This window comes from Burkholderia sp. BCC1998, assembly GCF_905339875.1.
Lineage (GTDB): Bacteria > Pseudomonadota > Gammaproteobacteria > Burkholderiales > Burkholderiaceae > Burkholderia.
Genome location: NZ_CAJPHE010000030.1, coordinates 1 through 26840, shown reverse-complemented (window position 1 = coordinate 26840; position 26840 = coordinate 1). Strand labels below are relative to the sequence as shown.

Here is a 26840-nt window from a genome sequence, read left to right as displayed (position 1 = left end):
GGGTCGAAAAAAGGTCCGCGCGCCGCTAGAGATAGTACTGTGCCATTTAGGCTTTGAGATACACAATTGTCGCCTACTGGTTCAGAGCCGAGTTCCCCCGTCTTAATTAGGTCGACGATCATGCAAGTGGACGACTTCCGAATGTTTCTTGCAACAGTCCGAGCAGGAAGCTTTACCGGCGCGGCCGAACAACTGCTAGTTTCGAAACAGTTCGTCAGCAGACGCATGGCCGAACTGGAAAAAAAAGTCGGGGCTGCCCTGTTTGTCAGAAATTGCCGCAAGCTAAGGGTGACCGACGTGGGTCACACGCTCCACAAACACGCCATACGGATTCCCGATGAGATCGCAGCTGCGGAGCGGGCCATATCGACACATCACGTCATGTTGCAGGGCCAGCTCAAAATCAGTGTCCCGGTATCGTTCGGCACACTTTATCTTGCACCATTGTTGGCCGAGTTCACGATGCGTCACCCGGCCGTCAAGCTCCACGTCGAGGCAAGCGATCAGCACGCAAATCTCACAGACGGTGATTTCGATATGGCGTTCAGAATCGGCCGGCTTCCTGATTCAACACTGATTGCCCGCAAAATCGGTGAATTAAAACTCGTCGTATGCTGTAGCCCGACGTATGTCCAACGCAAGGGTATGCCGACAGTACCGAATGAGCTATGCGGTCACGATTGCCTACTGTACGGTCTCGAAATGCATACGGGGTGGGAGTTCTGGATTGACAGTGTTCTCTGCAAGATCGAGGTTCAGGGGACGATGCAGACGAACAACGGGGAATTTATCCTGGATGCGGCAATCGCCGGTAGAGGCATTGCACGACTACCGGAATTCATTGCAAATACCGCTTTACAGGAAGGTTTACTTGTCCCCGCTCTTACGTCATACGAAATACCGCACTTGCAGGCCAACGTGGTCTACCCTCGGCATCGTCATGGCTTAAAGGTGGTTGAAGAACTCACCGCCTTTCTGGCTCAACACCTTCGCAACGTGTCGCGCTCACCTCTTGCTTTCCCCTGAAAACATTCTGCTGCATGAGGTGGATAAATCAGAGCGGCCAGATTTCGAAAACATTTCCTAGCCGCCCTAGCTATCGTTTTTATCACGGATCGAGCTTTTCCTGCTGGCCTGCTACCAATGGTTTGATTCTGAGTTCTTCTGTATTCCGTCCCTTCATCCAAGCTGGACGTCTACCGCGTCCTGACCACGTTTCTCCAGTTTCTGGATCCCGAAAAAGTGGTTCAACAGGTCGCTGTATTGGAGTCGAGGCATCGCGACTTTGGAGTATCAATTCGAGTTCTTCCGCATTGATTTTTAACTTCTCCGGATCTCGTCCCTTCATCCATCGCGGCAGCTTGCCGCGCCCCGCCCAAGTCGCACCGGTATCGGGATCCCGATACCTAGGTATCAGCACACGTGCACGCTGCTGCGGCGTAGCTCCTTTACCAGGCAACAGCGGTTCGAGGTCCCGAAGCGAAATCCCATACTCCTGCATCAACTTCGCGATCTGCTTCACGATGTCGATACGGTGGGTCGCACGATGTGCTGCAATCTCGGCATCCAAATGCGCCCGCCGCGCGAGCAGATCCTTCATGGATTCCCCTGACATTCCCTTCCCCCCTCCTCCATTTCCTTACTTAAAAATGCCCAACCGAATATAAACATGCACATGCGAATATATGAAATCGCCCATCCCAAACAAAGATGGAATGGCCTGTATAAGCGAACCTCGAACCGTGCTCTCCGCCAAGACAGAGTCGACGACTAATGGTTACATCGTCGGCCACCTCGCCGGTTTATCACGAAGGCATTTCTTGCATCAGTCCATTTTCCATTAATTAACTTACTGGTTAAATCAGTGGACCAAATATCATCGTGCTTTATAAAGCATACTCAATCAATTGTAGAAGGCAACCTTCAACGTCACCCCGTCATCCGGACCGCGGAATCATCTCGCAATGCATGAATGCATCGAGCAAAAAATACATATTTTGAGCTACGGACCATCCGTCAACAAGCGCTCGAGTAGGTAACTTCCGTCTCAATTTGGTTGACGCATCGCCATCAAGCCAATCGTTCTCCGGCTTGAGGGACTCTAAATACGCTGCCGGCGCAAGCGCCTCGGGAGAGGTTTCCAACTGGCGAACTCGCTCCGGAAAACGCGCATCATACTTTGGACTCCGACGATCGAATGGCACCGTCGCCGCCTCAGATGAGAACCATCCGTTCTGCGTGCCATGTTCCCAAATGATATTAATCGGTCGCAAGACGATGATTTCATTTGCGGGCGGAACCGCATCCGGCAATGCAAGCAGCGGATCCAGCCGTCCGTTTGCGGTCCGCGTGCCGGTGCGGAGTGAGGTACTTGAGACGTCATGTCATAACCTCAACGATCTCGGAGTCGCTCAACGCATCGACCATCACATGAGGCTCTTGCATCTGGCTGGCGAACAGCCGCAGCAGCTCGGCAAAGTCGCTTGTGACATTGTGTGAAGCAAGTCAAAAAACGGAAGAAATCGGCAGAAGACAGTAATGATGCAACTCATGGCCAACACATCGAGTCTCGGATTGAGCTTGAGTTATGGGCGCGGGATAGACATCGTCCATCAGCGAGAATTTACACCATACTAGTTTCCAACCGGAGCCTACTTCGGGGTCGAGGGAGGCAGATTATCGCGCCGCCCTCGGCACCATGACGTTGCATTGTGTAGGACCCTAACAGAAAGTTGACCAATTCTTCAGGTAAGCGGTCTCCGATCGTCGGATCCTCTGCGATCAAAATCGGTGGACAATGCCTAGCTGTATCCCCCTTGCATCCGCACCGGGGTATGCGAGCGGTAGTCCCGCATTCGCCGCACCGGCCAGTGTGTACTTCGCGTGGCCTCTGTTCTGCAGGAACGACACTGCCGCATAAAGATTTGTGCGCTTCGAAATCTGGTGATTGAACAGCATGCTGAACTGTCGTGCTGCATTGCCGGCACCACTGTGATCGGTCAGTTGCGCCCAGCCCGCCGCCGCGTAATTGAATGGATCGATCTGGTAACCGACCGACAGGCCGTAGGTGTTCGCGTCAATCGCTTGATCGTCCCACTTCGCCCATGTATACGCACCATAGATGGTGAAATGCCCGATTGCGTAAGACACGCCTGACAGGATCGTACGGTCGGTCGACCGGCTGGCCGAATTGCGCAGCGCCTGTCCAGCCACGAACGCAGCGATCGGCCCCTGATCGTAGGTCACATCGAACTGGTAGCTCGCACCGGTGCCGCGCACCCCTCCCGAATCGCCAAAACCGAAATATACTCCCCCCTTGAGTCCATGATAGGTTGGCGACAGATACGATATCGTGTTGCTGGTTCGGATGCCATATGTCGTGATGTTATCGAGCCCGGATGCCTGCGTAACCGCACCGAACGCATCCATCCGACCTTCATCGATAAATAGCGGTGAGTTTTGCCGACCAGCCCGAACCTGCCCCCAGTCGCCGGATAATCCGACCCACGCCTGTCGATTGAACAGGCTGCCGGATGTCGCGAGCGCGCCGGTAGTTGGTGCAAAACCATTCTCCAGGACAAAATTGACCGCGTTTCCACCGCCGATGTCCTCTCGGCCGCGGAAGCCAATTCGGCTCGCCCACTGCCCGCTCGAACTCATGGCCGCCGTATAGCCCTTGCCCGTGTTGACCACCTGCACAAACTCGTCGACGATGCCGTACATAGTCACATTCGATTGCGCGTGCGCGGCGCATGGAGATGCGGCCAATGCTAATAATATAGTTTTCCTAAGTTTCATGATGAACTGAGCCTCCCTTCGGATGGTGGATCAAAGAAGTGTGGATTCGAGGTGAAATTGCGGCAGCCCGCCGCTCGGCCTTAGGACTTTCGCCGACCGTTGGCGAGCCGCTGTGCGGCGAGCAACGCAGCGGTAGAGAGCACGATCAGCAGTGTCGAGATCGCGGCGATCGTCGGATCCTGCTGGTCGCGGATGTTCTCGAACATCATCCGCGTTAGCGTCGAGGCATCGCCGCCCGACACGAAGAGCACGATCACGGTCTCGTCGAACGAAGTCATGAACGCGAACAGCAGTGACGAGCCGATTGCAGGCGAAATTTGCGGCAGCGTGACGTCGATACAGGCACGCAGCCGTGTGGCGCCGAGACTGCGCGCAACGCGCTCCTGCGACAGGTCACAGGTCTCCAGCGCGGCACCGACCGTCACAACAACATACGGCAGTGCAAGCAGCGTGTGTGCGAGTATCAGTCCGACGAGCGTGTTGTTCAGGACAAGGCGCGCGAAGACGAAAAACACACCTACCGCGATCAAGATGACTGGGGCGACCATTGGTAGCAGGCAAATTGCGCGCAGCGCAGCGGCGAGCCGGCCGCCCATTTGACGGATCGCGTACGCAGCGGCAGTACCGAGTCCAGTGGCGAACACCACCGTCGCTATAGCGACCTCTAGCGAGGTTCTCGCAGCACGTATCCAGTCGGGCGACTCGACGAACCCGCGATACCAGCGTAGGCTCAGCGCGCGCGGTGGAAACTGCAGGAAACGATCGACAGAGAACGACATCGGGATCACGAGCACGCAGGGAATCACAAGAAATGCAAAGACCGCTGCGCAGAGCAGGTAGAGCCAGGCACGCTGCCAGTGGGTGATCTGCGTGTCGGTCGCGAAGCGGGTTGGTGCGAGGCGCATTTCAACGGTCCTCCATGCGTGTCACTGCGCGCACCGCCGCGCGCAGCAGCGTCGATGCGACAAAAGCCAGCGCTATCAGCACCACGCCGAGCGCGCTGACCATGCCCCAGTCGCCTTCGGTCGCAAGCGTCGTCTGCATCTGCATCGCGATCACGTTCACGTTGCCGCCGCCAAGCAAGGCCGGCGTCACGTAATAGCCAAGCGACACGACGAACACGAGCACTGCGCCGGCCGCGAGTCCAGGCAGTGTGCGGGGCAGGTAGACATGCCGAAATGCGGCGGCCGGAGTCGCGCCGCAGGCCGCTGCCGCTCGCATCAGGTCAGGATCCACGGATTTCATTGCGCCATAGAGTGGAATGATCAGCACCGGCGTCATTACATGTAGCATCCCGATCACGACGCCCGTCAGATTGTTCACGAGCGCCAGTGGTACTGCGACGAAGTCGTGCGAAACGAGCCAGTCGTTGACGACTCCGTTACGCTGCAGCAGCACCATCCATGCATAGGTACGCACCAGTGTCGAGGTCCAGTACGGCAGCAGCACGCCGATCGTTAGGAGCCCGGCGATGCGACGCGGAAGTTGCGCGAGCAAATAGGCAACCGGATAACCGATCAGTATCGAACCGACCGCCACGATGGTCGACACCTCGAGCGTTGTCGCGATCGCCCGCCGATACAGCGGGTCGGTCAACGCACGATAGTTGGCGAGTGACAACGCGCCGTCGACATCGCGCAACGACTGCAGCAACAGCCACGCGAACGGAATCACCAGCAGTAGGCCGACGATCGCCACAGCCGGCGCCGCAAGGCCTGCCAGTCCTGCCCGCTCGGCCAGCTCGAGCCAGCGCAACACGGCGCGATTCGCTGGTGTTTCCGACGGCGTGAGTATCGCGCGATTCGCCAGCACCTTCATGCTGCCTCCCCGACGATCACAACCCGTTCTCGGGGCAAAGCGACCGTGACGCGACCGCCGGGCACCGGACGTGCGATACCGGTTGCCGCCGGCAGCGCGATCTTTACCTCGTGGCCACCATCGAGATCCGCATAGACGACTTCCGAATCGCCCCGATAGATACAGTTGCGGATGACGGCCTCAAAACACAGGGCATCGGATCGCGGCCCTTCGACTATCGCGAGCCACTCCGGCCGCAACGCGAGCCACACATCGCCGGGGTCGGCCTCCCCGGGCATCGCCGATTCGACCTCGACGCCACCGAGCCATGCTGCCCGCCCCTCGCGGCGCAAGGGCACCATGCAGGTATCGCCGACGAACTGCGCGACAAAGCGGCTGCGCGGCCTGCCATAGATTTCGGCCGGCGTACCGACCTGTGCGATGCGTCCGCCATTGACGATTGCGATCCGGTCAGACAGGGTCAGCGCCTCCTGCTGGTCGTGCGTGACATTGATCGTCGTGGTACCGAAATGTGCGTGCAGACGCCGGATCTCAATCTGCATCCGTTCTCGCAGTTGCTTGTCGAGCGCGGACAGCGGCTCGTCGAGCAACAAAATCTGCGGTTCGAAGATCAGCGCGCGGGCAAGCGCGACTCGCTGCCGCTGACCACCGGACAACGCGCCGATCCCGCGCGCGCCGAATTCCTCGAGCTGTACGACTTCGAGCATCGCCTCGACGCGCCGGCGCCTCGCGGCTGGATCCACGCCGCGCAGCCGCAACGGATAGCCGACATTCTCGGCGACGCTCATATGCGGAAACAGCGCATAGTTCTGGAACACGACACCGATCTCGCGGCGGTGCGGCGGCATCGTCAGCAATTCGACGCCGCCGACGTCGATCGATCCCGAGCTTGCGCGGGTGAAGCCCGCCAGCAACATCAACAACGTGGTCTTGCCGCTGCCGGATGGACCGAGCAGGGTCAGGAATTCACCGGCGCCGATGTCGAGCGACACGTCGTCGAGGACCGTCGATGCGCCGTACGATTTGCTCAGGTGGCGGATGGATACGCTCGCCTTCATCTCGCACCTCGCTCTCTGCGATTCATCGGGCGATCAGCGCCTTGTAGCGCGCCGCCGCGGTTTTCTGGTTGTTGCCGGCACCCCACCAGCGGCCGTCGATCTGGATCGAATGGGCGAGGTTCTCCGGGCTCGAATTCAACTCCGCAAGCGTATGCGCATCGAACTTTCCTACCTCGAACGCGCGTGCGTTTGCCGGGCCGTAGCCCTCGAGCGTTCGCGGAATGTTTGCCTGCAGTCCAGGGGACACCATCAACGCGATCATCTTCTGCGCTTCGGCCACATGCCGCGCACCTTTCGGGATCGCGAGACAGCCCATGCCAAGGATCGTCTCTGCCGTGGAATAGGAAACGGGGGCGTTGTCGCGCAGCACCGGCGTCAGACGGCTGCCCCAGATCATCTCCATGTCGACCTCGCCACTCTGGATCAGCTGCGCCGATTGCGCGCCGCTCGACCACCAGACTGTGATCGCAGGCTTCAGCTTCGTCATCGAGCGAATCGCGCGGTCGATATCAAGCGGATACAACCGGTCCGGCTGCACGCCATCGGCAAGCAGCGCGATCTCAAGTGATTCGATCGGCGCGTCCGACATCGCGCGCCGCCCCGGAAACTGTGCGGCGTTCCAGAAGTCGCGCCACGTCCGCGGTGGATGTTCGCCGTACTTGTCCTTGCGGTAAGCAAGCACCACGCTGTAATAGTTCGCAGCTACCCAGTCCCGCGCATGAGTGTTCGCAGCGAGTCCGGTCGCATCGATGACGTGATAATCGAGTGGCTCGAACAGCCCTTGTGCACTACCGGCCGCGCATTCATCTGCACCGAGATTCACAATATCCCAAGCCGGGCTGCCCGACTGCACCTGCACGCGCACTGCCGTGAGTCCTGGCGTCGTATTCTGTGCCAGGGACAGCCCGAGCCGCCGCGCCGCCGGCTGCGCAAGTGCATCGACGATGCCCTTCTGATAGGCGCCGCCATAACCAGCGAACGTGATCACATCGCCCGCCTGCGCGCTTGGCGCCGCCGCAATCACCAGTACGGCCACTACAGCCATCGCCATCCCGGCGATGCGGTTACCTCGTTGCTTCATTGCTTGCTCCCGTTGTATTGATTCCGTCGCCGCGCCACCGCGTACCGCGAGTCGGCACTCAATTTGATTGGTAAGACCGTAATGAATGCCATGTCAGCGGCTGTGCTCGCGTGCCCGGCCCCGCGCCGTCCGCATCAACGCCAGGCGCGGAGAAAGTGCCTCAGGTTGTCGCCAAGATCCGGCGCGAGATAGCCCCCCTCCTGAACGAGCACGGTCGGCAATTCAAGATCCGCCAGCGCAGCGCCGATCCGACCGAATCCACGCGCGCTGATCTGGAAATACGCGAATGGATCGTGTGCCGAAGCATCGAGCCCGAGCGCGACCACGAGCGCCCCGGCGCCGAACGCGCGGACCTGCTGCAGCGCGTCGTTCAGCGCAAGCAGGTACGAATCGTCGCCGGTACCCTTCGGCATCGGCACGTTCAGGTTGCAACCAATCGCACGGCCGGTGCCACACTCATGCGCCGCGCCACTGAAGAACGGGTAGGCAAGCACCGGGTCGACGTGCAGCGAAACGGTCAGCACATCCGGATCTGAGTAATACAGGCTCTGCTGACCGTTGCCGTGGTGGACGTCGACATCGACGATAACAATGCGCCCGAAGCGCGCTCGCAGCCGCTCGACAGCGACGCCGGCATTGTTCACGTAGCAAAAGCCGCCCGCGCGCTCGCGCTCCGCGTGATGACCGGGCGGACGGCATAGCGCATAGGCGACGCGCTCGCCTTCGGCGACCGACAGCGCCGCATGATGCGCAGCGTGTGCGCTGCGCAGGATCGCATGCCAGCTGCCGTCGCTGATTGGCGACGTCGTGTCGGCAACATGGAAGCCACAGCGTCCGACGATCGAGTCCGGATAGACGCCGCCCTCGCCGAACGGATGAAAGCTCGGCACCATCGGTCCCGTCACGCCAGTGGCTTGCCGCCAGGCATCGAGTCCCTCGCGCAGAAAAGCGATGTAGCGCGGCGAATGTACTGGTTCAAGCGAGGCCAACCCGAAATCGTCTGGCACGACCGACACTGCCCCCGCCTCGAGCGCAGCCGCATGCAACACCGATGCGCGCTCCGGATGCTCGGTGAAAGGGATCTCACGACCGTGCACAACGAACGAAGAGGGATTGTGCTCGCGCTGCGTGTCACAGTAGTAGACGTTCATTGTGCCTCCCTCACTACACCGCCTGACGAGGTACCGTCGGCGCCATTGCGTGGCGCGCCGTGCTGCTCCATTACGAAACGTCGCGCCGGAATCAGCAGCAGCGCAGCGATCCCGACCACCTGGATCGCGCAGAGCAACTGGAAACCGAGTGCGAAACCACCGCCGAGTGAGCGCGTGTAGCCAATCATGTAGGGGATCGCGTAGCCGCCGAGATTGCCGCCGATCGTCACCATTGCAAGCGCGGTGCCCGCCGCAGAACCGGAAAACAACGTCGCCGGCACCGACCAGAGCACGCCGGAACTCGCCTGCGCGCCAACCACCGCAAGCGTCAACCCAGCCAGTGCCCAGACGACGCTGCCTGTCGCCATGGCAGTGATGCCGAAACCGGCCACCGACAGCAGCATCGGCAGGATCGAATGCCAGCGCCGTTCGCGCACACGATCCGAATGGCGTGCGACGAGCACCATACAGGCCCCGGAGAACAGGTAAGGCACCGCCGACAACATGCCGATCTGAAGCATGCTCGCGCTGCCTGCGCTGCGCAGGACTTGCGGCAACCAGAAGCTGACACCGTAGGCACCACCAAGCAGCGCGAAGTTTGCGAGCATCATCAGCCAGACCGTCGGACTCGCAAGCGCGTCGCGCACGCGGGCCGGCTGCGCCCTCACCGCGGACGATGGCGACATACCCTGCGCAGCGTGATAGACAACCACGCGCTCATCGGGTGCCAGCCATACTGCGTCGCGCGGACCGTTCGCGAGCCAGCGGAACGTGACGATCGAAAGGCCGATCGCCGGCAGCGCCTCAAGGATGAACAACCACTGCCAGCCTCGCAGCCCCCCCCACTCCGGCGCCGACTGCAGGATCCAGCCCGATAGCGGACCGCCAAGCATGCCGCCGAACGTCAGACCGAGGAAGAAGATCGCGCAGACCTGCGAGCGCAGCCGCGGCGGGAACCAATACGTCATGTACAGCATCACGCCCGGATAGCAGCCGGCCTCGGCAACGCCGAGCAGCACGCGCATCACATAGAACTCGTGTGCATTCGTCACGAACGCCATGCCCGCCGAGATCACGCCCCAGATCAGCATAATTGCACCCAGCCAAGCGCGTGCGCCGACCCGCTGCAGGATCAGATTCGCCGGAATCTCGAATGCACAATAACCGACGAAGAACAACCCCGCGCCGGTACCGTACGCGAGGTCGCTCAAGCCGATGTCGGATGCCATCTGCAGTTTCGCGAAGCCGACGTTGACGCGGTCGACAAACGAAACGACGAGCAGCAGGATCAGATATGGAAGCAGCTTCGACGCGATCCGGTTGTACAACCGGTCGTCCCGGTCAGATTCGAAGCTGGCGCGACTCAATAGTCTCATGGTGTTCATCCAGGTTGATGGCATCGCTCGCGACGGCTGACGCCGATATCGTTTCGTTACGCGTAACATCGTTTCTTTATGCGACCCATCGTCACTGGACAAAATGAGGCTGTCAATCCGTGAATGCATGTCCCTTATCTAGTTCGCCTACGACCTCATCGAGTGCGCTCGAAACTTCCGAAAGGATCCAGGTGATCTGCTCTGTAGTGCTAATTAATGGCGGAGCAAACATTACCGAATTACCGAGCGCACGTAGCAGCAGGCCGCGCTGCTGCAGCAGGTCCGTCACGCGCTTCGGCACCTGTTTTTGCACATCAAACGGTCGGCCAGTCGCTTTGTCGGCCACCAGTTCCAGCGCCCCCATCAGCCCGATCCCGCGCGCCTCGCCGACGAGCGGATGTTCAGCAAGTGCGCGCAGGCCGTTCTGCAACACCGGCGCGGTCGCCGCGACGCGGTCGAGGACCCTGTACTCGTCGTACAGCTTCAGCGTTTCGAGGGCGACTGCAGCCGCGACCGGATGGCCGCCATATGTGTAGCCGTGACCGAAGCCGCCAAGTGCGTCGGTCTGGTCGGCAATCGTGTCGTACAGGCGTTCGCTGATCATCAGCGCCGAGATTGGCTGATATGCCGACGACAGCCCTTTCGCGCAGGTCAGCATATCCGGCTCGAGGTCAAAGGCCTGCGAACCCCAGTAGTGGCCGGTGCGACCGAATCCGCAGATTACCTCGTCAACGACGAACAGGATGTCATGGCGGCGCAAGATCGCCTGGATCCGATCGAAATAGCCCGGCGGCGGCACGATTACGCCCCCCGTGCCCATCACCGGCTCGGCGACGAACGCACCGATCGTCTCCGCGCCCTCATTTGCGATCAGCGCCTCCAGTTCAACCGCGAGCCGGTCGACGAAGGCTTCTTGCATTTCGTCGCCAAGTCGCTCGCGATAGAAGTGCGGGCAGGTCACGTGCAGCATTTCCGGCAGCGGCAAGCCCCAGCCGGTCTGCATGTTCGGCAGCCCTGTCAGGCTTGCTGCCGCAACCGTGGTGCCGTGGTAGCCGCGCCGCCGGCCGATGATGCGCCGCTTGCCGGGCTTGCCGCGTGCCGCCTGGTAGTACCAGACGAGCTTGATCGCGGTATCGACAGCTTCCGAGCCCGAACTCTGGAACATCACCTTCGACATCGGCACGGGCGCGCGGCGCAGCAGTTCGGCGGCAAGTTCGATCACCGGCACGCTGCTGCGATGCGCAAAAGTCTGCTGATATGGCAGCTTCGCCATCTGGCGATACGCGGCGTCGGCGAGCCGCCGCTCGCTGAAACCGAGCGTCGCGCACCAGAGCCCCGACATGCCTTCGAAGTACCGGTTGCCGTCGGCGTCGATCACGAACGGCCCATCGCCCGCCTCGATGACGAGCGGACCGGTTCGTTCGTGTTGCCGAAGATTCGTTTGCGGATGCAAGTGGTGAGCAATATCGAGTCGTGTGAAGTCGTTCATGGCGTTTCCCGTGTTTCGGAGATAAGCGACGCATGGCGGATCGCCTGCTGTCGTTACGCATTACGGTATCACGTTTCCCTACGCGTAACATCGATTTTCAAAATCGTCAAAGCGACGTACTGGATGCAGAAACGGCAGGCCGTGTACGGGTGGTTGTGATATATCTCCTAGGCCTTCCCGCGGACCAGCGTCGCGGGCAACGACTTGGCGTGCGTAGACGCGCCTCAACGACAGTCAGACGATGGAAAACGAAAAGACAAAAAGCGGCGTGAAGTCCGTCCAGATGACGTTTGAAATCCTGGAGCGCGTGGTTGGCGCATCCGACGAGATTGGCGTCAGCGACCTGGCCGCGCAGCTCAATACGACTAAGGCGACCGTGTTCCGCCACCTGAAGACACTGATGGAACTTGGCTACCTGAGCCAGAATCCGGCGACGTCGCGCTACCGGCCCGGCGTGAAGGCCTTTCTGCTCGGCCAATCGGCGGCGTCGCGGATCGATTTGCTCGGCGCATCTGAGGCCGCGATGCGCGATCTGCGCGAAGAGGTCGGGCTTTCCGTCGTGCTATCGAGCGTCGGCCCGCGCGGGCTCACCGTACTCGCGACGGTCGTCGGCAAAGCAGCGCTTGAGATCGGCGTGCGGCCCGGTACGAATCTCGCGTTGCACGCCAACGCGCAAGGCCACGTGGCACTCGCCTTCGGCGATCCGGCATTGCGGGCCGGCTGGAAGCGGCAGGAACTCACGCGCTTCACGCCGCATACGGTCACGGATCCGGTGGAGCTCGACGCGATCGTGCGCCGCACGCGCGAAACCGGGCATGCGGTCGCATTTGAGGTCGAAACGCTCGGCATCAGTGCGGTGGCCGCGCCGATCCTCGACAGTGCGGGACACGCGGCCGGCACGCTTGCACTGGTCGGCAGCGTGCAATACATTCCACGCGAACCAGACGCGGCGATCATTGATCCGCTCAAACGCACCGCCTTGCGGATTTCGTGGAATCTGGGCTACAAGGGCGCGGATCTGCTGGCCGGCGGCCACGCGGCGGCTGCCTGACCCGCCCCCGAGGCGAACGCGGTGCAGGACCACGTCAGGCGGACGTGTCACCGAACACCGATCCCGCGACGGCGCGCCGATGCCGCAGTTGTGGGGCGCATGCCATCGTGGCGGCGCCGATCACCGTCGCCGCCGCCAGCGCATACAGACCGCTTTCCAGATGCCCGGTGCGGTCGCGCAGGAAACCGATCAAGAAAGGGCTCGCATAGCCGCCAAGATTGCCGATCATCGCCATCAGCGCGATCGCGGCCGCTGCGGCCTGCCCCGTCAACATCACGCCCGGTAGCGCCCAGAGCACGCAGAACGCGGACAGCCCACCCGCCATCGCGATACTGATCCCGGCGAGCGACAGATACGGCTGGTCATGGAAACAGGCGCCGATTGCCAGTCCCGCTGCCGACAGCGCGGTTGCGATCGTGCCGTGCCAACGGCGCTCCTGCGTGCGGTCCGAATGCTTGCTGACAATGATCATCACGATCGCGGCGACCGCGAACGGCACCGCGGCCAGCACGCCAGTCGTCAGCAGGCTGCGGATGCCGAGGTCCTTTACGATCTGCGGCATCCAGAACGACACGCCGTAGGTGCCGCATAGCAGCGTGAAGTTCGTCACGATCAGGCACCAGATGCCGGCGTTCGAAAACGCCGCGCGGAAATCGCGCCGCGCGCCGTGCTGCTCATTTGAGGCGCGCTCGGCGGCGAGTTGTGTGGTCACAAGTGCATTGTCCTCGGCGCTCAGCCAACGGACGCTGCCCGGACAGTTGTCGAGATAGAAATAGGTAACCAGGCCAAGCAGCACCGCGGGTGTGCCCTCGAGCAGGAACAGCCATTGCCAGCCGGCCAATCCCCAAACGCCAGCGAACGACTGCATGATCAAGCCGGACAGCGGGCTGCCGATCACGCCGGCGAGCGCGATGCCGAGATTGAAGTACGCCATCGCTTGCGACCGCGCGTAGGCTGGAAACCAGTAGGTCAGATACAGCACGATGCCGGGATAGAACCCGGCCTCCGAGATCCCAAGCAGAAAACGCAGCACATAGAACATACGCGGCGAGGTGACGAACAGCATGCAGACCGAGACGATCCCCCAAACCACCATGATCCGCGCGATCCAGAATTTCGCGCCAATCCGCTGCAGCATCAGGTTGCTCGGAATCTCGCACAGACAGTAGCCGATGAAGAAAATACCGGCCCCGAAACCGAATGCGGTGTCGCTAAGGCCGATGTCAGCGGACATCTGCAACTTCGCGAACCCGACGTTGACGCGATCGAGGAACGAGATGATGTAGAGGACGAACAGAAACGGCAGGATGCGACGCGCGATCCTGTTGTACAGCACCCAGTCGCGAGCGGACTGGAATGTCGAGCGGGAAAGCAGGTTCATGATGTCTCCAGGACTGCTTGTAATCGTATGTTTCGAATGCCGGTCGCGCGGCTCTGCGTTCGCACCGGGTCCGGTCGCCCGGGTCAACCCGCCGACTCGGGCGGCACTGCTGTCGCACCGGCCGTCAGGCCGCGTGCCCCGCCTCGCCGCCTACGCGGCCGAGCATGAAATCTGCGCAGCGCTCGCCGATCATGATGGTCGGCGCATTCGTGTTTCCGCTGACGATCATCGGCATCACCGACGCGTCGGCGATCCGCAGCCCATCGATCCCGCGCACGCGCAGGTCGGGGGCAACCACCGCGAACGGATCTACGCCCATCCGGCAAGTTCCGACTGGATGGAACACCGTTTTCGCGACCGACCGCACGTAATCCTCGTATTCGCGCTGCGAAATCGCCGAATCGTCGTCAGGCAGCACCAACATCCGCTCGAGATGCCGCGCAAGCGATGGCGCGCGCATGATTCGGCGCGCGAATTTCACGCCGGCGACCATCACGCGCAGATCGTCGTCATGCGTCAGGAACCCTGCGTCAAGCGCGAAGCCCGCGTCTGGATCCGCTCCGCGCAGTCGCAGCAAACCGCGCGATTTCGGCCTCAGTACGCATGGATTCAGCGAAATTCCATGGCCGGCCGGCGGTGCGCGATCGACGTCGCCGACGAGGGTCGGCACGACATGGAACTGCACGTCGGGACGCCCTTCGCCCGTCGTATCGATGAACGCGCCGCTCTCGATCACGTTCGACGTCAACAGCCCGCGCCGCGCGGCGACATACTGCAACCCATGCGACAGCGCCTTCGCACCGCGATCATGGCCGAGCAGGCTCACCGCCTCGCGCGTCTGCGCGTACACGGAAGCTGCCAGGTGATCCTGAAAGTTGCGTCCGACTCCCGGCAGGTCATGCATGACACCAATGCCGAGCTCGCGCAGGTGCACCGCATCGCCGACGCCGGACCACATCAGGATTCGTGGGGTCGCGAGCGCGCCGGCGCTCAGCACGACTTCGTGGCGACAGGCAAGCGTGATTCGGCTGCCGTCGTCGGCGCGTGCGATCAGGCCAGTCGCGCGCCGTCCGTCAAATACGATCCGCTCGACCAGCATTCCGGTACGTACCGCCAGGTTGCGCCGGTTCCGCACGCGACCGAGATACGCCACCGCCGCGCTGCAGCGGCGTCCCGCATCGATGGTGGTCTGGTAATAGCCGACGCCTTCCTGGCTCGCGCCGTTGAAATCCTCGGTATAGCCCACGCCGGCCTCGATCGCCGCGTCGACGAACGCCCGGCTCAACGGATGCCGGTGCGAGCCGTCGCTGACCTTGAGCGGCCCGGTGGTGCCGTGCAGCGGCGCGCCAAGCCGCTGGTTACCTTCGGCGCGTCGAAACACCGGCAACACGTCGTCCCAGCCCCAGCCCGCGCACCCTGCCGCCGCCCAGTCGTCGTAGTCCTGTCGCTGGCCGCGGATATAGATCATCGCGTTGACGGAACTGCCGCCGCCGAGCGTGCGTCCCTGCGGGATATAGACCTCACGGCCGTTCACATGCGGCTGCGCGTCGGTTCGGTACATCCAGGTGCGTCGCGTGCCGAGCACACGAATGAACGTGCCTGGAATATGGATGAACGGGTGGTTGTCGCGCGGCCCTGCCTCAAGCAGCAGCACGCTGTAGCCAGCCTCGACGAGCCGCGCCGTCACAGCACATCCGCCCGAGCCGCCACCCGCGACGATGTAGTCGAACGTCTCCATCGGGGCGCCCACCCTCAGATGCCAACCTGGCTAACGAATTTCGGCTGCAGATAAGCGTCGAGCCCTTCGCTGCCGCCTTCACTGCCATAACCGCTGTCCTTGATGCCGCCGAACGGTGTCTCGGGCGCTGCTAGGCCGAAATGGTTGATCGACACCATCCCACATTCGAGATCATCGGCCAGTCGTGTCGCATTCGTGATCGAGCGCGTGAAGGCGAATGCTGCCAGCCCATACGGCAGCGCGTTCGCGCGGCCAATCACCTCGTCGAGCGTCTCGAAGCGCAGCATCGACGCAATCGGGCCGAACGGCTCCTCGCGCATCACGCGCGCGTCGTCCGGCAGATCGGCGAGTACCGTCGGCGCATAGAAGTAGCCGTCCTCACCCTCCACACGCGCACCACCGGTTCGGACCGTGGCGCCGCGCTCACGTGCGTCGGCAACGAGAGCGGCCATCGCGTCGACGCGGCGCGCATTCGCGAGCGGCCCCATTTGTGTCTCGATTGCGTCGCCGGCGCCGAGTTTCAGACCTGCCGCGCGCGCCGAGAAAGCCTCGACGAAGGCATCGTGGACACCCGCCTGCACGAAGAAACGGGTCGGCGATGCGCAGACCTGCCCCGCATTACGGAACTTCAACCCGGCTCCGAGCGCGGCGGCCGCGTCAACATCCGCGTCGTCGCAGACGATGAACGGCGCATGGCCGCCGAGTTCTAGCGTGCAACGCTTGAGGTACTGCGCAGCAAGCGCGCCAAGCTCGCGGCCGACCGGCACAGACCCGGTAAATGACACCTTGCGGATCACCTGCGAGCGGATAAGGAACGACGACACCTCAGCCGGCACGCCGAACAGCAGGTTCACGGCGCCGGCGGGCACGCCTGCGTCGTGGAATGCACGGCACAGCTCGATGCAGGCCGAGGGCGTCTCCTCCGGCCCTTTCGCGATAATCGAACAGCCAGCGGCGAGTGCACCGGCGATCTTGCGCACCAGTTGCCCGACAGGGAAATTCCACGGGCTGAATGCCGCCACTGGCCCGACCGGTTCGCGCAGCACGATCTGCCGTGCACCGCGCTGGCGCGGCGGAATCAATCGGCCATAGGCGCGGCGCCCCTCTTCCGCGTACCAGTCGACATGATCACCAGCGCCACCCGCCTCGATACGCGCCTCGGCGAGCGGCTTGCCCTGCTCGAGCGTGATCAGATGCGCGATCGACTCCGCGCGCTCGCGCAGCAGATCGGCCGCGCGCCCCAGCACCTTCGCCCGGTCATACGCCGAGGTCCTGCGCCACACCTCGTAGCCCCGCTGCGCCGCCTCCAGCGCACGCTTCATATCGGCTTCGCCGGCCAGTGTCAACTGACCGAGCGACGCGCCCGTGGCCGGATTCCGAACCGTCGCCAGCTGTGCGTGCGTGCCGGCACACCATGCGCCGTCGATCAACAAAGGGGTATCGAGTGTGTTCATTCCTGCTTCCTTTTCTGTTGGGTTCGTGGCGGCCTTACGGCCCGTTCTTCGAGAAACTTGGTTTCTCACATCAAAACAATGTTCTTTTCATCGACACATCGTAGAAGCCAGATTCTCGCGATGTCAAGCATTTATGCGCAGGTGGAAATCCTGACGCCGGTCCAGTCATCGTGTCCTTGACGAAATCGCCAGCATTGCCATAGCATTCCCCTCACCGAAATTATGTTCTTTTGTAAGAAACATTATTTCAGATGCGCAAGCGCGGCGCTGTACCGCCGCGCGCCTCTATACAGGAGACACAGGTAATGAATCCGCAGAATCTGCTGCACAACTGGAGCGAGCTCCCGCGCGAAGTGGTACGTCCCGGCGTCGAGCGCGTCGGCTTTCGCGGCGACAACGTCATGTGTGTGATGAACTGGCTGACGCCCGGCATGCAGGTGTTTCCGCACGCCCATACGTTCGAGCAACTCGTGCTGATCGTGCAGGGCCGCGTGCGCTTTCACCTCGACGACGAGATCGTCGAGGGCGGCCCCGGAACGATGATCCGGATCCCGCCGCACGTCGTGCATTACGCCGAACCGGTCGGCGACGAGGTCGTGCTGAATCTCGACGTGTTCGCCCCGCTGCGCGAGGACTACGTGCATCTCGTCGCATACCAAGCCGCCGAATTTAACGGCACGGAGACCTCGCAGTGAGCGAACCCTCATTCCGTGGCCGGTTGCTGAGCGGCACACCGATCGCCGCCTCGTTCGTGAAGACGAATCACTACCAGCAAGTCGAGCTGGCCGGCGCCGCGGGACTCGACGCGATTGTCCTCGACGCCGAGCACGCGGCATTCTCGGCCGCCGATCTCGACGCATGCCTGCTGGCGTGCAAGGCGGCCGGCGTGGCGGGCCTCGTGCGCGTTCCCGACACTCGGGCCGCGACATTGCTGCAAGTGTTCGACATGGGCGCGGACGGCGTACTGGTACCCCATGTAGCAAGCGCCGCGCAGGCGGCAGAAATCGTCGCCCTCACCCGCTACATGAACGGAACACGCGGATTTTCAAACTCGGCACGCGCGGGCCGCTATGGAAGGGCGGCGATGCGCGAGCACATCGATCAACAGGACAACGCAGCCTGTGTGATCTGCCAGATCGAGGATGAGGCAGCACTCGCCGAACTCGACGCGATCGCAGCCGTCGACGGTATCGACGCGCTGTTCGTCGGCCGTGCGGATCTCTCCGTATCGATGCGCACTTATGACGTCGACGCGCCGGCGATCGCTGCCGCAACGCGTGAAACGCTGGCCGCCGCCGATCGCGCCCGCAAGGCGGGAGGGCTTTTCGTCGGCGATGCCGGACAGATCCGGGCATGGCGTGATGCTGGCGCGTCGTTTTTCGTGATCGGCTCGGACCAGTCGACCCTGCGCGCGGGATGGCAGCGCGCCGTCAACTGCGTCCGTGCCGGCTCGTAATCCACAGGACCTACCATGACCAATCTGACTCTCAATACAGACAACACTGACATCGAGCAGGACACGCTGATCGATCGGCTAATGCAGGGGGCAATCGACCTGCATTGTCACAGCGGCCCGTCGGTGATGGCCCGCTACCTCGATCACGTCGAGGCGATCCGCGAAGCGGCCGAATCCGGTCTCAAGGCAGTGCTGCTGAAGGATCACTACTATTCCTGCACGCCCGTTTCGTATCTGCTCAACAAGCATTTCGCCGATCTCAACGTGCAGGTGCTGTCAGGTGTGCCGCTGAACAACGCAGTCGGCGGCCTGAACGTGCATGCCGTCGAGCACGGTATAAAGCTCGGCGCCAATCTCGTCTGGATGCCGACATTCTCCTCGCGGAACCATATCGCGCATCACCATCAGGACAAGCAGTTCGACCAGAAATTTCCGCAGACGACGCAGCGGATGCTGCAACCGATCCCGCTGACCGTACTCGACGACGACGGTCGGCTCAAGGACGAGGTGCTGGCAATCCTTGACCTGATCGCCGAGGCAGACGTTGTGCTCTCGGGTGGCCATCTGCATATTTCGGAGATCTTCCCGCTGTTTGAAGAGGCACGAAAGCGCGGTGTGAAACGGCTGCTCGTGAACCACCCGACCTATGTCGTCGACGCAACGATCGACCACATGCGCGCGCTCGCGCGCGAGGGCGTGTTCATGGAGCACTCGATGTGCATGTGGGTGCCCGGCTCCAAGTTCAAGTTCTACGATCCGGAATTCCTCGGCCAGGTGATCGAAGCGGGCACCGTCGATCTGACGATCCTCGGCTCCGATCTTGGCCAGAAAGGCAATCCGACGATCGCTGACGGCTTTCGCAGCGTGATCCGCACTGCGCTCGACATCGGCTACGGTGAGGCGGACATCCGTAAAATGACGTCTGGTAACGCCGCCCGGTTGATGGGACTCTGATCCTTGCCGGGCTATAACCGGAGAACAACTCTATGGCAACCAAACAGGCGCACACTCTAGACTCGAGAGAGGGCCCGGCCGTGCTGGAATCGGTCGGCATCGTCTTCAGGCTGCTAGACGAGCTGTCGTCGGCCCGAAGGCCGATGGGCGTAACGGAGCTCGCGCAAATCGTCGAGGAACCGAAGCCGCGCGTCTACAGGCATCTCGCATCGTTGCGGCAATTGGGCGTGGTCGAGCAGGATCCCGTCAGCGAAAAATACCGGCTCGGCGCACGGCTCGTAATCTACGGCGCCGCAGCGAGCGAGCAGTTCGACTTGCGCACGCTCGCCGATCCGTACTTGACTCAGATCCGCGATGCGACGGGACAGACCGCGTTGCTATCTGTGGCCACCAATGACACCGCGCTCGTCGTCGCAACAGTCGAATCGAAGGCGAACGTCTGTATTTCGGTAAAACCCGGAAACCGAGTGCAGCCGTACTGCTCCGCACAGGGCCGCATCGTCCTCGCGTTCGCCGACGAGGCAAGCCAGCAGCGCGTGATGCGCCGCAAGATGTTGCCGCTGACGCCAATGACGATGACCGATCCAGGCAAGCTCGCCGAGCGGCTCGAACTGATCCGCGCGCGACTATATGACGAGGCGGACAGCGAAGTGACGGTCGGCATCAACGCGCTGTGCTGTCCGATCTTCGGCATGAACAATGTCGTGCTGGGCACCATCGGCATCGTTGGATCGAGTGGCGAAGTGGTGTCACCGGCTGATCCCGCACAACTCAAACCGATTCAGCAGGCTGCAGCGGAACTAAGCGCACGGCTGAACGGCGATGCCTATGAGCGCACGCTCGCTGCGTATCGCAAGAAATGTAAATAGATTCCTACCATGACCAACACGAGACTGCACACGCGCATCGGTGCGCTAACGCTGAAAAATCCGGTGATCTGCGGCGCCGGGGAACACACAATGACGGCCGACGCGATCCGCGCGGCGCTACGCCAAGGCGCGGGAGCCGTCGTCGCGAAATCGACCAACGAATCGCAGGCAGCCAAGGATCAGCTCGATCGCACCGACTATGCACTGTTCGACGCGCGCTGGCAGCCCGTGGATTGGCATTGCGCGGCGGCCGACAATGCCACGCTGTTCTGCCGGTCCGGTCTCGTGCAGCGCGATTTCGATGGCTGGCTCGATGAGTTGGCCCAACTCGACCGCGAAGCCGCGGCAATCGGCAGTTTCGTGATTCCAAGCCTGATTCTGGCCGATCTCGAGCGGTGTTCCGAGCATGCGCGACGCATCGAGCAGACCGGTCTACGTGTGCTCGAAGTCAATATTGGTGCGCCGCACGGTGACGAAGCAGCGCAGGGCGCGATCCGGCTCGAGCGCGATGCAGAACGGATTCGGCGGATCGTCACGACGCTGCGTGCGGCGACTCGGCTACCGCTCTGGATCAAGCTGACCGGCCAGAGTGAGGACGTCGCCGGCCTCGCCGATGCCGCGCGTTCGGGCGGCGCTGACGCAGTGATCCTAATGGGCCGCTTCATGGGGTTCTTGCCCGATCTCGAAACCCAAGCGCCGGTACTTAGCACTAATGCGGCCATTGGCGGTGGCTGGGCGCTCCCGCTGACTGCGCGCTGGATTGCGATCTCACGCCGCCGGCTCGGCCCGGACACGCCGCTAATCGCAACCAACGGAGCGCGCAACGGGCTCGACGTCGCGCGCTTTCTATTGGCCGGCGCAGCGGCCACTGAAATGACTTCGGCTGTGTTCACGCACGGCTACGCCGTGCTCGGCGACGCGATTGCCGAACTCGACGCGTATTTGGAAACGCGCGGCCAGACTGTCACAGATGCACTCGGACTCGCCGCTGACCGCATCGAACGCTATCAGCAACAAACAAGTCGCCCGGGATACTGGGAAAATTTCGTGCCACGAACCAACTGACTCTGTTAAAGTCGGCGAGGAATATATCGTCGTAGCTTCATCGAAGCGATGTCTGAAATATGCTGCGCCCCAATGGCACGTCATGTCGCTAATCCCTAACGTTCGGTAGACTTCCCCGACTGGCGTGCCTAGCTGCGCGTGCTTCAATGCATATGCGATCTGCTCCTCAGTAAACTTGGCGTTCTGCCCAGCATACTCCCTGCCCTTTATGACGTTGTCGTCCCGGAATTTTTCATTTCCAAACGGGACAGTTTGGTTGGCTAGGATCATGCATGCGTGCGCCGGGAGCGGCACGTCGACCGAAAGCATAAAAGGACGACAGAACTTACAAAAGCGGGCCTCAAACCATTGAAAACTGCCCATAAGAGGCCCGAATTTCATCAATCTCGAAACCTGGGCCTATGCGGCATGCCGACGAAGGAAATTTGCTCGCCACCAACAGGTATTCCAGGAGCCTGCTAGTAGCTATAAATCGATAGGTCCGGAAGTTTATCTAGAGTAATTACATAGTTTGATGAGTAAACATCAGACTTATGAGTATCGCTATTGTAGTAACCACCCTCCCAGAAGTTAGTGCTACTCGTCCCTGAATTGATACTGTCATTCCAAGTCATGAACCAAGACCAATAGGCTTCGTCAGCCTGCATATTTGATGGCGAGGGAATCGTGCCGTTCTCTGTCATGGCAACCAGTCGGTATGGACTGGCTCCAGCCATTGTCACTGTCGAAAGGTAAGCACTGATCTGGGATTGATAGTCAGCTGGTGTACCGTACACGTCATAGCCGGCCACATCCACATATGAGTTTCCCGGATACCAGTCGGCATCTTGACCATTCCACACCCAGATCAGATTGGTAAGTCCTTTGGTAGTCGTCAAATAGTTATAGAGCCATTTATACAGTGCTTTATATGCAGTTGCCGCCGAAACGCCATCTGATCGAGCCGCCCCCCACCAGAACCAACCGCCCGACGCTTCATGCAAAGGACGCCACAGCACCGGCACGCCATTATTCTTGAGAATCTGAAGCTGCGTGGCAACAGTATCAACCTCTGACTGTAGAAGTGAGAAATCTGGTGACGTGGTATTTAACGTACCATCTTGATTCATCGGAATCAAAAAAGTCGTACCATCCGGGTGATGAACCGGATCATAAACACGGAAACTGTCTGTCGCATTGTCGGAGGCGCTGCCCGGTGCAAGAGGTACCCGCCAATGCCAGCAGAAAGCCACGATGCCATGCTTGCTGGAAACTGCGCTTCCAAAGCTATTGTAGTTCGATGATGTAGCTTTTCCAGAACCATTCCTTCCATTCCACCATGCGAGGGCCTCGTATGTTTGTTCGGAGCCGGCCCCTCCCCATCCCGAGGGAGCATTTAAATTGATAAAATCAAACCCCTTCAGTGCCGGGTATTTACCCGTAGATGCGTAAACTTTCCCAACCATATCCACGCTGTCGCTCCACGAGGTATCCATCTGGCCGGCAATAATACCTTTACCATATTGATCTCTTAGGTAAGCATAAAGTCGATTTGCAGTCGCATCGCCTCTCGTAAGCACTGGCGCGTCGATCGCAACGTTCAAAGGATCCAACGGCGTGAGCATGAGCCTATCAAGATAAAAATAACCTCCGCCCCTGCCGACCGATACTGCATGAGTTCCCGCCGTTAGAAAAACATTTGCTGCTGAAACGGTATGCCAGGTGCTATCGTTGTTGATCGTCACTGTTCCTGCTTGCATCGAATCCACCAAAATCGGAAATTTCTTGCTAGCCCCTACGGCAGAAGGAACCTGAGCGACTACGGAAATTGTGTACGCACCTGCGCTAGATACGGTTACAGGCCACGTTACAGACGCCGCACTGTTACTGGTTCCAAAATAGACATAGCCTGCTCCCGAATACCCCGAAGCTTTAGATTGGATTGTCGCCCCACCGCTAACCGAACCATTCTCAGCCTCTAGATTCATTACGGTTGAGACACTCTCAGCCGAGGTTCTGGATATCCCAGTTGAGTCGGCACCTGTAGTGATGGTCGAACCAGAACCTGAATCGGGGCCACCACCACCGCACGAGGCAAGCATTAAGGAAAAAACAGCGAATATCATAATAATAGCATATCGAAGCAGCCATCGCCCCCCCTCCATACCTGAAGTTGCGTCGTCTCGACGCTCAATATTATGGATAGTTTTTGGAAAATTAATCATCGTAATTTAATTAATTAATTTTTAAAAAAACATGAATATTATAAAAATAACTAGCTCATTGACCATCAAGTTAGCATGTCCGATCTTCAATTTTATGACGCGATGAAGTCAGTATTACGGCAATTCCCCTGAAATATTTAAATTTGTCTCGAGAACGTAGCGCGCCTCTATCACGACGCAATGAAGCGTTGACCTGCCTGATTCCTTAAGCCATGTCCATCTTGGAGAACGACCTCGGTTGTTTCAGTTGAACAACACCGCTGCTTGAATTCGTCGGGGTGTCAGGGAGGCCCAGCTCGAGTGCGGTCGGATGACACTGTGACCTGCACCGGAATTTTGTTGCCAGTCATGCAGTGAGTCTCGCATCGATTTGAACGGTCCCGGTTTTCAGTGCCAAAGGCAATGTTAGTCTTCGGCGTTGTGTTGGTCCGTCAGTTGGGCCTGCAGGCCCAACTGACGGACGTATTCGGCAGGCGGCCCTTCACCGAGAGCCCTGTGAGGCCGACTCTCGTTGTATTCGATCCGCCATCGTTCAATCTGCTCCCTGGCGTCGGCCAGCGATGTGAACCAATGCGCGTTCTGGCATTCATCGCGTAGCGTGCCGTTGAACGACTCCGCGAATGCGTTATCCGTTGGCTTGCCGGGCCGGCTGAAGGCAATCTCGACCTTGTGATGGTAAGCCCACAGGTCCATCACCTGACTCGTAAATTCCGAGCCGTTGTCACAAAACAGCGTGCGGGGCGCTCTGCGTTTGCTCCTCAGTTCATCCAGTGCACGCACGACATCTGAAGCGCTCAGTCGCTGGCCAACATCGATGGCTAGTGCTTCGCGCGTAAAGACGTCGATGATGGTCAGCGCGCGGAGCCTCTGGCCGTTCGAAAGCTGGTCGGCGACGAAGTCCAAACTCCACGCCTGATTTGCCGCCATCGACTTTGCACGTGCCGGGCGGCTCATCTGTGCACGTCGCTTGCGATTTGGTCTGTAGCGCAGCGACAGCCCTTCCTCACGATGCAGACCGTACAGCCGATTCTTGCTGACCTGATAGCCCTCCCATAGCAGCAGCACGCGCATCTTGCGGTAACCATAGCGCACCCGCGTCGCCGCGATTTCACACATGCGCTGCCGCAATGCAGTCTGCGGGTCGCGGTGGCTGCGATATCGGTACACCGAGCGCGATATGGCCACCAGGCGGCAGGCACGCCGCTCTGCTACTCCATAGGCGGACTTTAGATAATCCACGACGTGGCGCCTCGGCGAGGACTTCACCACTAATAGGATGGTCCGCCCCTCCCGTAATCGCGTAATCTGAGCCGACGCCTGTTTCCGTCCTCGGAGGTGTGCCATGAGCCAGCAATGCTCTATTGCGATCGCCCGCATGGGCATCGATAGCGGGAAGTCCGTGTTCCACGTCGTCGGCCTCGACGCCAAGGGCAAACCGGTGTTCCGGAACCGATTTACGCGCGAGCGACTGCTCGAGTTCCTGGCGCGTGCGTCACCAACGATCATCAGGATGGAAGCGTGCCCTGGTAGCAATTGGCTTGCTCGCAAAGCGATTGGTCAGGGACATCGGGTTCGTATCGTTCCCGCACAGTTCGTCAAACCGTTTGTTAAGTCGAACAAGACCGATATCGTCGACGCAGAGGCTATTGCCGAGGCGATTTCTCGTCCCACCATGCGCTTCACGCAGCCAAAGACAGAAGCACAACTCGATCTGCAGGCACTACATCGAGTTCGGTAAAGACTGGTTTCCGGCAAGACAGCAATCGTCTATCAGGCTCGTGCATTTTTGCTCGAGTACGGCCTGACTATCGAAGCCGGCCCCGCATACTTCGTTCGCGATATGCCAAGCATCCTCGCCGACGACGGCAACGGTCTAACGCCTGCGATGCGCGATCTGTTGCAGGAGCAGTGGCAGGAATACCGCTCCATTGAAGCACGCCTTTTGCAATTATGCCGCCAGATCGAAGCAATCGCAGGGGCAGACGACGTCGCGACGCGACTGATCTCGGTACCGGGTATCGCGCATCTGACCGCAACCGCGATTACTGCCTTCGCAGGTACCGGTACGCAGTTCAAATCCGGCCGCCATTTCGCTGCCTGGCTAGGCCTTGGTCCCGGCGAATTCTCCACCGGAGGCAAGCAGCACTTGCTCGGGATTACCAAGCGAGGCAATCCATATCTCCGCAAGCTATTGATCCACGGTGCCCGAGCGTGCATCCTGCATCTCGATCGGACCAAGGATCATCTCGGGCTCTGGATTTCGCAGATGGAGGCGAAGGGCATACACCGCAACAAGGTCATCGTCGCACTGGCCAACAAGCTCGCGCGTATCGCATGGACAATCCTCACGCGACGAGGAACGTTTTATCTTCGGCAGCCGCAAGCACAGTAGGCTGTCGATCACCCGTCAAGATTTGCAGACGTGCAATTGATGACGAAACAGCGCACCGGCGTTCGGCAAACCCGGGACAAAAAACGGCCTTCGAGGTCAGTCCACTTATTGGGAACCGAGCGCGCATATCCCATCATGGCCTTGCCACCAAAAGCGGCTGACTCGCGAGAGGCCGGATACATTTACGCAAACTGCCTCATCGGAGAGCGCCCGCTTGCAAAGCCGGGGCGGACCATATATTTTTTTCAATACGTCGGTCAGCATCGCCTTATCCAACATCAGCTCCGCGATCACCTTCTTCAGTTGGGCATTCTCGTCTTGAAGCTGCTCCGAGACTAGATGTCGCAATCACGCGGAATCCAGCATTGCCCCTCACCTCATTCTCACTTTGTCGTAACCTTAAAAGTGGTGAAAATGGATAGCAGGGAAACTGACTGTCGTAAGTAGCAGCCGCCCTGCACAAATTCGGCCCAATCAGAGCGCCTTCTTCAGCAGGCGGCCCATT

General features: G+C 60.4%; 23 protein-coding genes. 9 read left to right on the top strand and 14 right to left on the bottom strand.

Translation table 11 applies throughout. The annotated features are described in order from the left end of the window. Positions 1-120: 120 nt before the first annotated feature. On the top strand, positions 121-1026 hold the full coding sequence (locus tag U5A56_RS33280; protein ID WP_321926768.1) for a LysR family transcriptional regulator: 906 nt from the start codon (positions 121-123) through the stop codon (positions 1024-1026). Between the two features lie 82 nt (positions 1027-1108). Here the strand turns inward: U5A56_RS33280 and U5A56_RS33275 are convergent, their stop codons facing one another. The 9 genes from U5A56_RS33275 to U5A56_RS33235 form a co-directional block, all read right to left on the bottom strand. Next, positions 1109-1600, bottom strand: coding sequence for an H-NS family nucleoid-associated regulatory protein (locus tag U5A56_RS33275; protein ID WP_185641347.1), 492 nt, complete (start codon positions 1598-1600; stop codon positions 1109-1111). A gap of 1181 nt (positions 1601-2781) precedes the next feature. Next, positions 2782-3798: a porin gene (locus U5A56_RS33270; protein WP_321926766.1), complete on the bottom strand. Its 1017-nt coding sequence runs from the start codon at positions 3796-3798 to the stop codon at positions 2782-2784. An 80-nt stretch (positions 3799-3878) separates the two neighbouring features. Then, positions 3879-4703 carry an ABC transporter permease gene (locus U5A56_RS33265; protein ID WP_321926764.1) on the bottom strand — a complete coding sequence of 275 codons (825 nt, stop codon included), beginning with the start codon at positions 4701-4703 and terminating at the stop codon, positions 3879-3881. 1 nt (position 4704) lies between these two features. Next, positions 4705-5616: an ABC transporter permease gene (locus U5A56_RS33260; RefSeq protein ID WP_124522495.1), complete on the bottom strand. Its 912-nt coding sequence runs from the start codon at positions 5614-5616 to the stop codon at positions 4705-4707. Next, entirely contained in the window at positions 5613-6674 is a 1062-nt protein-coding gene (locus tag U5A56_RS33255) for an ABC transporter ATP-binding protein (RefSeq protein ID WP_124522493.1), read from the bottom strand. The genes U5A56_RS33260 and U5A56_RS33255 overlap by 4 nt, the downstream gene beginning before the upstream one ends. 22 nt (positions 6675-6696) lie before the next feature. Then, positions 6697-7755: an ABC transporter substrate-binding protein gene (locus U5A56_RS33250; RefSeq protein ID WP_321926762.1), complete on the bottom strand. Its 1059-nt coding sequence runs from the start codon at positions 7753-7755 to the stop codon at positions 6697-6699. A gap of 134 nt (positions 7756-7889) precedes the next feature. Beyond that, a complete protein-coding gene (locus U5A56_RS33245; protein WP_124522489.1) occupies positions 7890-8906 on the bottom strand; it encodes a histone deacetylase family protein in 1017 nt (338 codons plus the stop codon). After that, positions 8903-10282 carry an MFS transporter gene (locus U5A56_RS33240; protein ID WP_321926760.1) on the bottom strand — a complete coding sequence of 460 codons (1380 nt, stop codon included), beginning with the start codon at positions 10280-10282 and terminating at the stop codon, positions 8903-8905. Before U5A56_RS33240 ends, U5A56_RS33245 begins: the two co-directional genes overlap by 4 nt. Positions 10283-10394: 112 nt before the next feature. Then, on the bottom strand, positions 10395-11771 hold the full coding sequence (locus U5A56_RS33235) for an aminotransferase (protein ID WP_321926759.1): 1377 nt from the start codon (positions 11769-11771) through the stop codon (positions 10395-10397). Positions 11772-12054: 283 nt separating this feature from the next. Here U5A56_RS33235 and U5A56_RS33230 point away from each other — a divergent pair, with 283 nt between their 5' ends. Beyond that, positions 12055-12822 (top strand): IclR family transcriptional regulator, encoded by a 768-nt coding sequence (locus U5A56_RS33230; RefSeq protein WP_221624311.1) that lies wholly within the window; start codon positions 12055-12057, stop codon positions 12820-12822. Between the two features lie 34 nt (positions 12823-12856). On the opposite strand, the gene U5A56_RS33225 is transcribed toward U5A56_RS33230, so the two are convergent. From U5A56_RS33225 to U5A56_RS33215, 3 genes are all read right to left on the bottom strand, one after another. Beyond that, positions 12857-14203: an MFS transporter gene (locus U5A56_RS33225; RefSeq protein WP_124522481.1), complete on the bottom strand. Its 1347-nt coding sequence runs from the start codon at positions 14201-14203 to the stop codon at positions 12857-12859. Positions 14204-14327: 124 nt separating this feature from the next. Continuing rightward, complete coding sequence (locus U5A56_RS33220) at positions 14328-15941, bottom strand: GMC family oxidoreductase (RefSeq protein WP_321926756.1); 1614 nt, start codon at positions 15939-15941, stop codon at positions 14328-14330. Between the two features lie 14 nt (positions 15942-15955). Further along, positions 15956-17395 (bottom strand): NAD-dependent succinate-semialdehyde dehydrogenase, encoded by a 1440-nt coding sequence (locus U5A56_RS33215; RefSeq protein WP_124522477.1) that lies wholly within the window; start codon positions 17393-17395, stop codon positions 15956-15958. Positions 17396-17700: 305 nt separating this feature from the next. Here U5A56_RS33215 and U5A56_RS33210 point away from each other — a divergent pair, with 305 nt between their 5' ends. From U5A56_RS33210 to U5A56_RS33190, 5 genes are read left to right on the top strand one after another with little or no spacing between them, the layout of a single operon-like run. Continuing rightward, positions 17701-18090 (top strand): cupin domain-containing protein, encoded by a 390-nt coding sequence (locus tag U5A56_RS33210; RefSeq protein WP_124522475.1) that lies wholly within the window; start codon positions 17701-17703, stop codon positions 18088-18090. After that, positions 18087-18851 carry an HpcH/HpaI aldolase family protein gene (locus tag U5A56_RS33205; protein ID WP_321926752.1) on the top strand — a complete coding sequence of 255 codons (765 nt, stop codon included), beginning with the start codon at positions 18087-18089 and terminating at the stop codon, positions 18849-18851. Before U5A56_RS33210 ends, U5A56_RS33205 begins: the two co-directional genes overlap by 4 nt. Before the next feature lie 15 nt (positions 18852-18866). Then, on the top strand, positions 18867-19805 hold the full coding sequence (locus tag U5A56_RS33200; RefSeq protein WP_124522470.1) for a DUF6282 family protein: 939 nt from the start codon (positions 18867-18869) through the stop codon (positions 19803-19805). A 32-nt stretch (positions 19806-19837) separates the two neighbouring features. After that, positions 19838-20674: an IclR family transcriptional regulator gene (locus U5A56_RS33195; RefSeq protein WP_124522468.1), complete on the top strand. Its 837-nt coding sequence runs from the start codon at positions 19838-19840 to the stop codon at positions 20672-20674. Between the two features lie 9 nt (positions 20675-20683). Then, positions 20684-21739: a dihydroorotate dehydrogenase gene (locus U5A56_RS33190; protein ID WP_124522466.1), complete on the top strand. Its 1056-nt coding sequence runs from the start codon at positions 20684-20686 to the stop codon at positions 21737-21739. Positions 21740-22197: 458 nt separating this feature from the next. Here the strand turns inward: U5A56_RS33190 and U5A56_RS33185 are convergent, their stop codons facing one another. After that, entirely contained in the window at positions 22198-23943 is a 1746-nt protein-coding gene (locus U5A56_RS33185; protein ID WP_124522464.1) for a glycosyl hydrolase, read from the bottom strand. 405 nt (positions 23944-24348) lie between these two features. Beyond that, a complete protein-coding gene (locus U5A56_RS33180) occupies positions 24349-25287 on the bottom strand; it encodes an IS3 family transposase (protein WP_321926750.1) in 939 nt (312 codons plus the stop codon). On the opposite strand from U5A56_RS33180, the gene U5A56_RS33175 reads away from it, so the two are divergent. Both U5A56_RS33175 and U5A56_RS33170 read left to right on the top strand, forming a co-directional pair. Then, positions 25286-25681 carry an IS110 family transposase gene (locus tag U5A56_RS33175; protein ID WP_321926749.1) on the top strand — a complete coding sequence of 132 codons (396 nt, stop codon included), beginning with the start codon at positions 25286-25288 and terminating at the stop codon, positions 25679-25681. The two genes, U5A56_RS33180 and U5A56_RS33175, sit on opposite strands and share 2 nt — an antisense overlap. A 3-nt stretch (positions 25682-25684) precedes the next feature. Then, a complete protein-coding gene (locus U5A56_RS33170; protein WP_124522462.1) occupies positions 25685-26335 on the top strand; it encodes an IS110 family transposase in 651 nt (216 codons plus the stop codon). The last annotated feature ends 505 nt before the right edge of the window (positions 26336-26840 follow it).